Here is a 12,577-nt window from a genome sequence, read left to right on the forward strand (position 1 = left end):
AGAAATCCAAGCATAATATTAACCATAATTATACCAATGACCGGCCATCCTGACGGGAGAAGAATCTGATTCCCTCAAGGATCGAGCATGAAACCGTCGCGTATCGTCATTCTGTCCGTTGCCCTAGTCGCCGCCGGTCTTGCCGGCATCGTTGCCATGCAGATTTCCGGCGCGAAGCAGGTCATCGAAAAAGCGGAAACGATCATAGAGAAGGAACCGACGGTTAACGTTCTCGTTTCCTCGGTCAACCTACCCGTTGGCAGCCGCCTGAACGATAGTTCGGTACACTGGACGCCCTGGCCCACTGGTAACGTCATCGACAGCTTCATAACGGAAGCGAAAAACCCGAACGCCATAACCGAACTATCCGGCGCTGTCGTGCGGCTGCCTTTGTTTCAGGGCGAGCCGGTACGGCCTGAAAAAGTGGTCGATTCCAGCACCCGCATCATGTCCTCGCTTTTGCCGGCCGGCAAACGCGCCGTCGCCACGGAAATTTCCGTCTCGACAGGTGCTGGCGGTTTCGTGCTGCCGAATGACCGAGTCGATGTCATCATGGTCCGCAAGGGCGATTCAGGTCATTTTTTAACTGAAAATGTTTTGAACAATGTCCGTGTTCTGGCGATCGACCAGCAGATCAAGGAAGGCGAGGACGGCACCTCAGCCGTCGTGGGTGCAACCGCAACGCTCGAACTCACACCCGAACAGGCCAAAATCATCACCGTGGCGCAACAGATGGCGGATCGCCTTACGCTGGCTTTGCGCTCAGTCGCCGATGCGCAGGAAAACGACACGCTTTCAGCAGGTTACCTTCTCAACGGCGGCTCCGGGCAGCCGGAGATTCAGGTGATCAAATCCGGTTCGATCGTCAAAGCCGGACAAGGAGCATCGCAATGACCGGGAGTTCCATGGCAAAGCGCATTAAACAACACCTGCGTTCCTCAATGGCGGGCAGCCTTGCATTTTGCTTGGCTTTTTCAGGTTTTCCGGGTCAGCACTCTCCCGCGTTTTTGCGTATCAGCGAAGCCGAGGCTCAAAGCGCGAGCATCGTGCGGATCACCGAAAGCGGTAGTGGCATTCGCAAGCGCCTGAAGCTCGGTCTCAACAAGGCACTGGTCATCGATCTGCCGGAGGATGCCCATGATATTCTCGTCGCCGATCCGAGCCTTGCCGATGCCGTAACCCGTACGTCCAAGCGCATCTATCTGTTCGGAAAAACGGTGGGCCAGACCAATATCTTCATTTTCGGAGACGGCGGGCGCGAAATCGTCAGTCTTGATCTTGAGGTCGAGCGCGATATCTCTGGGCTTGAGGCCAATATCCGCCGTTTCATTCCCGAATCGGACATCAAGGTAGAGATCGTTTCGGACAACATCGTTCTCACTGGATCAGTGCGCACGCCGCAGGATTCTGCACGCGCCGTCCAGCTTGCCGAAGCATTTCTGAAAGGCGGCGAAGCCACCACCCGCAACATATCGCTGACGGGCGGTAACAATGGCGGTGACGCGGCGATATTTGCCGAAAACCGCCAGACATCGCAGATCGTCAATATGCTGACGATTGAGGGCGAAGATCAGGTGACGCTGAAAGTCACCGTTGCTGAAGTTAGCCGGCAGGTGCTGAAACAGCTTGGCTTCAATGGTTCCATCAGCAGCTCGACAAGCAATAACGGTTTCGAATTTTCAAATCCGTCCAATCTCGGAAATGCAATTAGCGGTGCGTCGCGAATAGCCAGTGGCGCGATTGGCTCCGGCTCGCTCAACTTTGCTTCCTATCTCAACGCCATGGAACAGGCGGGTGTCGTGCGCACTCTGGCCGAACCAAGTCTTACCGCCATCTCCGGCGAACAGGCCAAGTTCTACGTGGGGGGCGATTTCCGTCTGCCTGCAGAGCAAGAAGTTACCATCGACAAGGATACGGGCCAGCCAACCATAACGCGTACCACCAACACGGTCGACTACGGCATCACGTTGAACTTCAGGCCCGTCGTGCTTTCACCGGGACGGATCAGCCTTAAAATCGAGACCAATGTTTCCGAGCCGACATATGAAGGCAACGTTGTAACCGGAAATGCGGGCCGCACCATCCCAGGTTCTACCTACATGTCGATCCGCAAACGCGAGACATCGACAACAGTCGAACTTCCGTCCGGCGGCTCGATTGTGATCGCAGGTCTGGTCCAGGACAATATTCGCCAGGCCATGTCAGGACTTCCCGGCATTTCCAAAGTCCCGATCTTCGGCACGCTTTTCCGCAGCAAGGATTTCATCCGCAACGAGACGGAGCTTGTCATCATAGCAACGCCCTATCTGGTACGTCCTGTTGCGCGCAATCAGATTGCCCGGCCGGATGACAACTTCAACCCGGAAAACGATGCCGCGATGTATTTCATGAACCGTGTCAACAAGGTCTATGGCCGGAAGGATCAGGTCCAGGCGGCTCCCTATCAGGGATCAGTGGGGTTCATCTACAAATGACGACACACGCACGAAATCTCGTCCTCAGAGCAAGCCCGGTCCGGGCAGGAAACGTCATGCAGGAAAACCCTTCTTCCTTTTCCTCAAGCCTGCCGGGCAGACGGGCAGGTCTCGTCGCCATGGTAGCGCTTGCCGCCGGCCTGTTGCAGGGTTGCGCACGCGACCCGATGACGACCAACGCCATTCCTGACGACTACCGCACGCGCCATCCGATCACCCTCTCGGAAGCCGAGCATTCGCTGGATATTCCGGTTTCAGCAGGCGATAGCCGGCTGACCACGGCAATGGCGGATAATGTCCGTGGTTTCGCCCAGAATTACGCCTCGATGTCGACGGGAATCGTCAATATCCAGATGCCATCGGGATCAGCCAACTCGGCAGCGGCTTCAAAAATGGCGAGACAAATCCGCTCCGCGCTTTCCGGCGCTGGTGTGCCCTCTGGCAAGATCATGGAAACACGTTACGCTGCATCCCCGAATGGCGACGCCGCCCCCATTCGACTGAGTTATGTGGCCGTTACCGCCATGACCGGGCAATGCGGCCAATGGCCCGAAGACCTTTCCGACAATACCTTTGCCAACAAGAACTGGTACAATTTCGGATGTGCCTCCCAGAGCAATCTCGCGGCACAGGTTGCCAATCCCATGGATCTGGTTGGCCCGCGTGGCATGAGTCCGATCGACGCGGAGCGCCGAGCAGTGGTGATTGACGCCTATCGCAGCGGCAAAAACACGGCGACGCCAAATTGACGCGGTTCCAACAATTGTCAGGGCAGGAAAGACGATGAGCGCTGTAGAATACGATATCAAGTCAAGCGGCGACGCGGAAGCCGAACAGCCGGCGCCGCGTGCCTCGGATATGGATCGCCTGCGGCCCTTGCCCCGCATATCCGTCCATGCCTTCTGCGTCAGCGAAAACATGCAGCGCGTGATGGATGCCTTATCCAGTGACAGGCGGATGAGCAAGGTCACCCTGCGGGTAACCAAGGGCGACATCAACGCGGCGGCGACGATGTTTTCCGCCTCACCAACGCCCAACCTCATCGTTCTCGAAACAGCAAGCTCACCGTCTTCTCTGCTGGATGATCTCGCTCCTCTGGCAGAGGTTTGCGACCCCACCACCCGTGTCATCATCGTTGGCCGGCACAACGACATAACGCTTTATCGCGATCTCATCCGCAACGGCATTTCCGAATATCTCGTCGCACCGATCAACATGGCCGATCTATTGGCCTCGATCGCGACGATCTTCGTTGACCCGGAAGCGGAGCCGCTCGGTCGCAACATAGCCTTCATCGGTGCCAAAGGCGGGGTGGGCTCGTCGACGATCGCGCATAATTGCGCCTTCGGCATCTCTACCCTCTTCTCCACCGAAACCATTCTGGCGGATATGGATCTTGCCTATGGCACGGCCAACATCGATTTCGATCAGGATCCCGCTCAGGGCATGGCGGAAGCGGTGTTTTCGCCGGAACGGCTGGACGAGGTGTTCCTCGACCGTCTGCTGACGAAATGTTCCGACCACCTCTCACTTTTGGCCGCACCCTCTCTTCTCGACAGGACCTATGATTTCGATCGTCAGGCGTTTCTGCCGATTCTTGAGGTCCTGCAGCGCAGTGCGCCCGTCGCGGTTCTCGACCTTCCCCATCAATGGTGTGACTGGACGCGGGCGGTGCTTGCGGAAGCCGACGAGGTGGTCATTACGGCGGTTCCGGATCTCGCAAACCTGCGCAATACGAAGAACCTGTTCGACGCGCTGATAAAACTGAGACCCAACGACAAGTTACCGCATCTCGTTCTCAATCAGGTCGGCATGCCGAAACGCCCGGAGATCGCCCCTGCGGATTTTCTCGACCCACTGGAAATCGAGCCGGTCGCCATCATTCCGTTCGACACCCAGCTGTTCGGAAATGCCGCCAACAGCGGTCGCATGATCAGCGAGATGGACGAAAAATCCCAGATCGCGGAAACGTTCTCGCAAATTGCCCATACCATTACAGGCCGTACCATTCTGCGCAAAAACAAGCGCGGCGGTCTGGACAAGCTCAAGAATATTCTCAAGCGCAAATAGGCTCCCTTTCTGGGCCTTTAGACGGAAACGCCGATGTTCGGAAAACGCGGGCCAGAAGGCCCAGCCAGAACCATAAAGCCGGATTTTGTCGCGCCTGCCATACAGCAGGTGAAGGCAACGCCTGAGCCGCGATCTCTGGCGATCGACACTTTGGAGCCCGGCCAATCGCCTGCAACGCGGCAGGCACAATCTCCCATGCAATCGCCGCAGAAAAAGCGTGCCCGCACGGAAGATTATTACAATACCAAGGGCCAGGTCTTTTCCGCGCTCATCGATACGATCGACCTTTCGCAGCTCGCCAAGCTCGACGCGGAGAGCGCACGCGAGGAAATCCGTGATATCGTCAACGATATCATAACGATCAAGAATTTCGCCATGTCCATCGCCGAGCAGGAAGAGCTGCTCGAAGACATTTGCAACGACGTTCTTGGTTATGGGCCGCTGGAGCCGCTTCTCGCACGCGATGATATTGCCGATATCATGGTCAACGGTTCCGGCCAGACCTTCATCGAAGTCGGCGGCAAGACCATCGAATCCGACATACGGTTCCGTGACAATGGTCAATTGCTTTCCATCTGCCAGCGCATCGTCAGTCAGGTCGGCCGACGCGTGGACGAATCGAGCCCGATATGCGACGCCCGCTTACCCGATGGATCGCGTGTCAACGTCATCGCACCACCGCTCGCCATCGATGGTCCGGCGCTTACGATCCGAAAATTCAAGAAGGACAAGCTCACGCTAGACCAGCTAGTGCGTTTCGGCGCGATCACGCCTGAAGGCGCGACCCTGCTCAAGATCATCGGCCGCGTCCGCTGCAATGTCGTCATCTCTGGTGGTACCGGCTCTGGCAAGACCACGCTTCTCAATTGCCTGACGAGCTTCATCGACAAGGATGAACGCGTCATTACCTGTGAGGACACCGCCGAACTGCAACTGCAGCAACCGCATGTGGTGAGGCTGGAAACGCGCCCGCCGAATATCGAAGGTGAAGGTGAGATCACCATGCGTGATCTGATCAAGAACTGCCTTCGTATGCGGCCTGAACGTATCATCGTCGGCGAAGTGCGTGGACCGGAGGTTTTCGACCTTCTTCAGGCGATGAACACCGGCCATGACGGATCGATGGGAACGCTCCACGCCAATACGCCGCGGGAATGCCTCAGCCGTATCGAATCGATGATCGCCATGGGCGGGTTTACCCTGCCGGCAAAGACGGTACGTGAAATCATTTCGGGCTCTATCGACATCGTCATTCAGGCCCAGCGCCTTCGCGACGGCTCACGCCGGATAACGCAGATCACCGAAGTGATCGGCATGGAAGGCGACGTCATCGTGACCCAGGATCTGATGCGATACGAAATTGACGGCGAAGACGCGCATGGCAAGCTGATCGGCAAGCACGTATCCACGGGCATCAGCAAACCCCATTTCTGGGATCGCGCGCGCTACTATGGCGAGGAAAAACGCCTGGCCACCGCGCTCGACGAGATGGAAAAGACATCCTAGAGCAAGTCTTGTTTAAACGGAATCGTCTGACGTGCTCTAACTCTTTGTTTCTACGTATTTTCCGGACGGAAAACCACTACGCAATTTTACCGGAAATGCTCTAAGGAAGGCGACTGCCATGGACCCCACAATCCTGTTACTGGCCGCACTTGTCGCTATTTCGGCAGGGGCGCTTGCTTATGCCTTCCTCTTCCAGCAGATCGAGGTCGAGAAAAAGACCACTAGTCGCGTCAAGCGGGTCAAGGCCGCCGAGACGGATCACGCAAACATCAAGGCCGCGCGGGACCGGGTCCAGGAACTTGGCAAACGCCGCAAGTCCATGCAGGACAGCCTGCGGGAAATGGAAAAGAAACAAAGCGAAAAGGCGAAGAAAGCAAAGAATGTCGGTCTGCGCGAAAAGCTGGTTCAAGCGGGACTGCAACTTTCTGTCCGGCAGTTCCACCTTCTGAGCGCAGGCGCGGCTGCTTTCTCCGTCGTCATTGCGCTTCTTTATGGCCTGTCGATGCTTATCGCTCTGCTCATAGGAGCCGTCGTGGCCTTGGGACTGCCGCGATGGGTATTGGCATTTATACTCAAGCGCCGGCAGAAAAAATTCCTCGAGGAATTTCCAAATGCGCTGGATGTCATGTGCCGGTCGATCAAATCCGGATTACCGTTGAACGACGCCGTGCGACTGATTGCTTCAGACGGTCAAGAACCAGTCAAGACGGAATTCCAGCGCGTCATCGACGCGCTACAGGTCGGCATCGGCATTCCGCAGGGGATCGAGCGCATGATGCTGACCGTGCCGCTTTTCGAAGTGAGCTTCTTCAGCACCGTGATCAACATTCAGGCGCAGGCGGGCGGCAATCTTTCGGAGGCTCTTTCCAACCTTTCGAAAGTTCTGCGTGAACGCAGGAAAATGCGTGCCAAAGTCAACGCGTTATCGATGGAGGCGAAGGCCTCGGCAGTTATTATTGGCGCGCTGCCTTTCATCGTCATGCTGCTGGTGCATTTCACCTCGCCCGACTATCTGTCGGTGCTCTTCACCGACATGCGTGGGCACATCATTCTGGGGGTGTCGGCATTATGGATGCTGATCGGGATTTTCATCATGCGCCAAATGATCAATTTCGACATATGAGGGCACGACCATGACAGGAAGCCTCTTTTCCAGCCTGACGGACCCGCAAACGATCATTGCCATTCTCGTCACCCTTGCGGTTTTCGCAACCCTCTATACGCTCATCATGCCACTCTTTGAGCGAAAAGACTTCGCCAAGCGCATGAAAGCCGTGTCATCGGAGCGCGATCTCATTCGCAGCCGCGAGCGTGAGCGCCTCGCCGCCGCCACTAGGGACGGCAAGGCCTCCCTGCGTGGCAATAATAATAAATCGGCGCGCCGCATCGTCGAAAAATTCAACCTTCAGGAAGCGCTTGCCGACAAGAACACGATGAACAAGCTGCGCGCTGCGGGTTTTCGTTCACAGAATGCGCTCAACACATTTCTTGCCGCCCGGTTCGTGCTGCCATTCGTTTTTCTGGCCCTGGCCTTTACCTGGGTTTTCGTTCTCGGAAACCTCGCCGATAAGGCTTTCGTCGTCCGGCTGATGGCAGTGCTCATTTTCGGTTATCTGGGTTTTTACGCACCCAATATCTATGTTTCCAACGCCATGAACAAGCGGCAGGCCTCGATCAGGCGCGCTTGGCCGGATGCGCTTGATCTGATGCTGATCTGCATCGAATCCGGTGTGTCCATGGAGGCCGCCATGCGTCGTGTTGCGGAAGAAATGGGTGAGCAGTCGCCCGAACTGGCGGAGGAAATGATGCTGACGACAGCGGAGCTTTCCTTCCTTCAGGACCGGCGCATCGCACTTGAGAATTTTGGCATGCGCACGCAGCTGGACGGCGTAAAAAGCGTGGTGCAAGCGCTTATCCAGGCGGAACGATACGGCACGCCATTGGCTCAGGCGTTGCGCGTTCTGGCCCAGGAAGGCCGTGACGAGCGGATGAACGAAGCCGAAAAGAAGGCCGCCGCCCTGCCGCCAAAGCTGACCGTGCCGATGATCATATTTTTCCTGCCGGTGCTCATCGCAGTCGTTCTCGGACCAGCCGGCATTCGCGTCGCCGATACGTTCTGACACGCTAAACGCGCCCGCCCTATAGGCGGTAGCGCGTGATGAGGCGGAGCTGTGAATATTATCTGCGATGTGGCATTGATGGACGCGCCTGAACCCGCATCAGCCTGCTGGCTTGTTGTCCTTCTTCGCCAGTTGCTGCCAGGAATTCTGCTGCGACAGCATTGCACGCAGATAACCGAGATTTGCCTGCGCCTGCTGTGGCGAAAGTTCCTGAACCGCGATGCGCTCAGCCTCGGCAAACCGTCCCTGAAGACCCACCACGAGCGCGAGGTTCTGGCGAACGCGGCTGTCGGCGCCCGGCTGGGTGATGGCCGATTGCAGATATGTCTCGGCGGTACGGGGATCGCTCGACAGGACATAGGACATGCCAAGGTTCGAGAGCACGCTTGGATCGTTCGGTTTGAGATCGAGTGCCTGCCTGTATTTGGTGCGGGCCTCGTTCGACCTGCCAAGCTGGTCGAGCACGGCACCTTCGGCAGAATACAGCCGCCAGTCTGGACGATCAGGCGTCTGTGCTCTCTGAATGGTTGAAAGGGCCTGTTCGAGCTGGCCTGATGCTGCCTGCGCCTTGCCATAGGCGGCAAGCACCTCGCGGTCGGACGGATTGGCGATGGCGATCTGCTGCATGACCGCGAGCGCCTGCGTGTTCTTGCCGGTCATCATCAGCACGTTAGCATAATTCATGCCGACTGACCTGTCCTTGGGGCTGCGTTCATAGGCCTTGCCGGCCGTCTCTTCCGCCTGCCGGAGCTGGTCCATGTTCATGTGGTCATAGGAGCGTGTGGCCGCAGGAATGGAGCCGGTGGACATGCGATCCGGCTTGTTGGTGCTCGCGCATCCGGAAACGGCGAAAACCAGCGCTGCGAGACATGCTCCCCGCAGTAAGCCTGTCCGACCTGTCTCGCTCAAAGAAAAAGCAGTCATGGCAGTGCCCCCGCCCAAGAATTATCGATCTTGCGCCCGACATACGACAGACTCACATGACGCAACTTTCGCTTAAGCAATAATCTGTTAACCCTAACAGAGCGTTAATCGCACCGATTCTCGACAGTTACGAAAGCAGACCATGGCGCCCTATCAGTTCATCGAACGCCCGACACCTTTCAGCTCCAAGGCTGGCAGCACCCTGCCGGTTTTCGCCGTGACGCCAGCCCATATCGAACAGGGTGCCATCGATCCTGTTGCTCTGGACTGGGCGAAGAAAGCGGGTTTCAAGGCCGAAGCAGGCGCCGTATTGCTTGTTCCCTCTTCCGATGGTTCGCTAGGTGGCGTTCTTCTCGGCCTTGGGGGCAATCCCTCCGAAATCCCGTTCATAACCGGAAAACTGGCCCGCGAGCTTCCCGAAGGCGAGTGGCATATTGAAACCGCGCCATTGACGGCCAATCGGCTGGCTCTCGGTTTCGGCCTCGGCAGCTACCGCTTCGACAAATACAAGACAACCAAAACCAGCGGGGCAAAGCTTCTCATTCCGCAGGATGCCGAAGATGGCGAGATCAAGCGCGTTCTGGCCGGCGTCTTCCTCGCCCGCGATCTCATCAATGTTCCGGCCAACGATATGGGACCGGACGAGCTTGAGATCGCCTTCCGCAGCCTTGCCGCACACTACAAGGCAAAGGTGGCCGTCATTACCGGCGACGATCTGCTGAAGGAAAACTTCCCGCTCATCCATGCCGTCGGCCGCGCCAGCGAAAGCGCACCGCGCCTTCTGGAAATGAACTGGGGCAAGAAGGGAAATCCCTGCCTGACCCTCGTTGGCAAGGGTGTCTGCTTCGATACTGGTGGTCTCGATATCAAGCCAGCCGCCTCCATGGCGCTGATGAAGAAGGACATGGGTGGTGCGGCCAATGTTCTCGGTCTTGCGCTGATGATCATGGACGCGAAACTGCCGGTCAATCTTCGCGTCCTCGTGCCCGCCGTCGAAAACTCCATTTCCGCCAACGCCTTCCGTCCCGGTGATATCTACAGGAGCCGCAAGGGCCTGACGGTACAGATCGACAATACGGATGCGGAAGGCCGTCTCGTTCTGGCCGATGCGCTGGCCTATGCAGACGAGGATGCGCCGGACCTGATGATTGACATGGCAACGCTCACGGGTGCCGCCCGCGTTGCTCTCGGCCCGGATCTGCCGCCCTTCTATACCAATGACGACGATCTGGCCCACGATATCGCGGAAGCGAGCATCGATACCGACGATCCCCTTTGGCGCATGCCGCTCTACATGGGGTACGACAAGGATATCCGCTCACGCGCGGCCGATATCACCAACGCGCCATCAGGCGGCATGGCAGGATCGATCACCGCCGCCCTGTTCCTGAAGCGTTTCGTCACCAATACGAAAAAATGGGCACATTTCGATATTTACGGCTGGTCCTTGAGCGAAAGGCACCATTCATCGATCGGCGGCGAGGCTCAAGGGATCAGAGCACTCTTCCATTACATCTCACACCAGTTTGCGAAGTAAATCGGTACCACGGTTGATCTGACCGGCCCACGGGCGCTTCGTTAAGCGGAGCGCCCGGCCTTACTCAAACCAGAACCTTCTGTTCCTTGAGATCTTCCTCACCAAAGAACTTCAGATAACGCTCCACCTCGGATCGTTCGCCTGTCGCTTTTTGCGGATTATCGGAGAGTTTCACGGCTGGCCGACCATTGGCGTCGCTGACCTTGCAGACAATGGAAATCGGCTTCAAGCTGGCGATGGTCTTCGGCGCGCAACCGGCGAAATCATTGGTCAGATTGGTGCCCCAGCCGAAGCTCATGCGCACCCGGCCTTCGAAATGCCTGTATGTATCGACGATGGCATCGACATCGAGCCCATCTGAGAAAATCAGCATCTTCTTGCGGGGGTCACGGCCCATCTTCTGCCACCACTCGATGATCTTTTCCCCGCCTTCGATCGGCGGCGCGCTGTCGGGACGAAAGCCCGTCCAGTCCGCCACCCATTCCGGCGCATTGCGCAGAAAGGCCGCCGTGCCAAAAGCATCGGGCAGCACGATCAGCAGGTTGCCGCCGTAAAGCCGGTTCCAGTCCTTCAGAACCTGATAGGGTGCTGCGGCCAGTTCCTCGTTGGTTTGCGCCAGCGCCGCAACCACCATCGGCAATTCATGCGCATTGGTGCCGACCGCCTCAAGGTCGGAATCCATGGCGAGAAGGACGTTGCTCGTGCCGGTGAAGGCAGGGCCAATGCCTTCCTTCAGCGCCTCGACGCACCAGCGCTGCCACAGAAAACTGTGGCGGCGGCGGGTGCCGAAATCGGAAATACGCAGGCCCGGCAGTTCCCGCAACCGTTCGACCTTTTCCCACATCTTGGCCTTTGCGCGGGCGTAGAGAACATCCAGCGTGAAATAACCAAGCGAGCGCATTGCGCTGCGCGAGCGTAGCTCATTGATGATCGCCAGCGCCGGGATTTCCCAGAGTGTCGTATCCATCCAGCGGCCGTGGAAATTCAGCTCATATTGCCCGTCTCGCTTGAAAAGCTCGTATTCCGGCAGCTGGTAGCTCGAAAGCCAGGAGAGGAATTCCGGCTCGAAGATTTGCGAGCGGCCGTAGAAGGTGTTACCCGCAAGCCAGATGTTCTCCTTCTTGGAGAGGCGCAGGGTACGCGCGTGATCGAGCTGCTCGCGCAGTTCCATCTCGTCGATCTCTTCCGCCAACCGCACCGTCTTCGTGCGGTTGATGAGCGAAAACGTCGCGTCGACTTCCGGATAGAGTTTCCAGATCATCTGCAACATCAGCAGCTTGTAGAAATCCGTATCGATCAGGCTGCGGACGATCGGATCGAGTTTCCAGGTGTGATTGTGGACACGGGTTGCTATATCGGTCTTCGTCATGCTTGCATTCCCCAGCATCGGCCCAGAACATCGGCAGGGCCGACGTCACCCCGCACCTCGACAGGTATTATCAACCTGTCATGTCAAAGATTTATCTGAAAAAGCAACAACAAGTCCAGAGTGCGGGCGGCGCAAACGCCGCTTTAAGTCATATTACTTCAGAAGGTCGGGTCGACAGGATTGATGCCGGGATACCAGTCCTTGGAGATGGGATTTCTGCCACCGAAGCTGGAGATGCCGTTCTCATCGGTGCAGCGATAGCCTTGAACCGGCAGACCGCGACTACCGAAAACATCCCGGTATGGGCCGCGGGCATATCCAGTTACACCAAGTTCGCTATGGCAATTGTAACGCACCTTGGGCTGTAGCGTTCGCGGGTCTTTGACACCCGGCAGGTTCGCATAGGCATCTGGAGCCGGAGCAAAACCATTCTGAAAAACGGTCTGCGCCTGCGCGGAAGCGCTCATTAACACCGCTGCCAGGATCGCTGCCAATCGTGTTGCCATTTTTGTGTTCATCGATGCCGGTCCCGTACCATCATTCAACCGATGTAGGCTTTCGGCTGTGGTCGCACAAA

The 12,577-nt window shown here is 57.2% G+C and carries 11 protein-coding genes; 8 read left to right on the forward strand and 3 right to left on the reverse strand.

Annotated features, from left to right (window positions below; all coding sequences use genetic code 11):
• Positions 1 to 87 precede the first annotated feature (87 nt).
• The 7 genes from cpaB to ACQZ45_RS08125 all read left to right on the forward strand — a co-directional run bounded on the left by cpaB (position 88) and on the right by ACQZ45_RS08125 (position 8,170).
• Positions 88 to 894 (forward strand): Flp pilus assembly protein CpaB, encoded by an 807-nt coding sequence (cpaB, locus tag ACQZ45_RS08095; RefSeq protein ID WP_003514566.1) that lies wholly within the window; start codon positions 88 to 90, stop codon positions 892 to 894.
• Complete coding sequence (locus ACQZ45_RS08100; protein WP_025592137.1) at positions 891 to 2,474, forward strand: type II and III secretion system protein family protein; 1,584 nt, start codon at positions 891 to 893, stop codon at positions 2,472 to 2,474. Before cpaB ends, ACQZ45_RS08100 begins: the two co-directional genes overlap by 4 nt.
• A gap of 56 nt (positions 2,475 to 2,530) precedes the next feature.
• Positions 2,531 to 3,223: a CpaD family pilus assembly protein gene (locus ACQZ45_RS08105; protein WP_003514564.1), complete on the forward strand. Its 693-nt coding sequence runs from the start codon at positions 2,531 to 2,533 to the stop codon at positions 3,221 to 3,223.
• Positions 3,224 to 3,257: 34 nt separating this feature from the next.
• Positions 3,258 to 4,544, forward strand: coding sequence for an AAA family ATPase (locus ACQZ45_RS08110; RefSeq protein WP_003514563.1), 1,287 nt, complete (start codon positions 3,258 to 3,260; stop codon positions 4,542 to 4,544).
• 33 nt (positions 4,545 to 4,577) lie between these two features.
• A complete protein-coding gene (locus ACQZ45_RS08115) occupies positions 4,578 to 6,050 on the forward strand; it encodes a CpaF family protein (protein ID WP_003514561.1) in 1,473 nt (490 codons plus the stop codon).
• A gap of 118 nt (positions 6,051 to 6,168) precedes the next feature.
• Positions 6,169 to 7,173, forward strand: a complete 1,005-nt coding sequence (locus ACQZ45_RS08120; protein ID WP_003514558.1) for a type II secretion system F family protein — start codon at positions 6,169 to 6,171, stop codon at positions 7,171 to 7,173.
• 10 nt (positions 7,174 to 7,183) lie between these two features.
• Entirely contained in the window at positions 7,184 to 8,170 is a 987-nt protein-coding gene (locus tag ACQZ45_RS08125; RefSeq protein ID WP_003514557.1) for a type II secretion system F family protein, read from the forward strand.
• 99 nt (positions 8,171 to 8,269) lie between these two features.
• Here ACQZ45_RS08125 and ACQZ45_RS08130 read toward each other — a convergent pair whose 3' ends face one another.
• Positions 8,270 to 9,094, reverse strand: a complete 825-nt coding sequence (locus ACQZ45_RS08130; RefSeq protein ID WP_035251994.1) for a tetratricopeptide repeat protein — start codon at positions 9,092 to 9,094, stop codon at positions 8,270 to 8,272.
• 142 nt (positions 9,095 to 9,236) lie between these two features.
• On the opposite strand from ACQZ45_RS08130, the gene ACQZ45_RS08135 reads away from it, so the two are divergent.
• Positions 9,237 to 10,631, forward strand: a complete 1,395-nt coding sequence (locus ACQZ45_RS08135; protein WP_003514553.1) for a leucyl aminopeptidase — start codon at positions 9,237 to 9,239, stop codon at positions 10,629 to 10,631.
• Between the two features lie 64 nt (positions 10,632 to 10,695).
• Here ACQZ45_RS08135 and pncB read toward each other — a convergent pair whose 3' ends face one another.
• Positions 10,696 to 12,000 carry a nicotinate phosphoribosyltransferase gene (gene pncB / locus ACQZ45_RS08140; protein WP_003514549.1) on the reverse strand — a complete coding sequence of 435 codons (1,305 nt, stop codon included), beginning with the start codon at positions 11,998 to 12,000 and terminating at the stop codon, positions 10,696 to 10,698.
• Between the two features lie 158 nt (positions 12,001 to 12,158).
• Positions 12,159 to 12,518, reverse strand: coding sequence for a hypothetical protein (locus tag ACQZ45_RS08145; RefSeq protein ID WP_035251992.1), 360 nt, complete (start codon positions 12,516 to 12,518; stop codon positions 12,159 to 12,161).
• Positions 12,519 to 12,577: the final 59 nt, after the last annotated feature.

This window comes from Agrobacterium sp. 16-2014-1-2a (assembly GCF_053522705.1).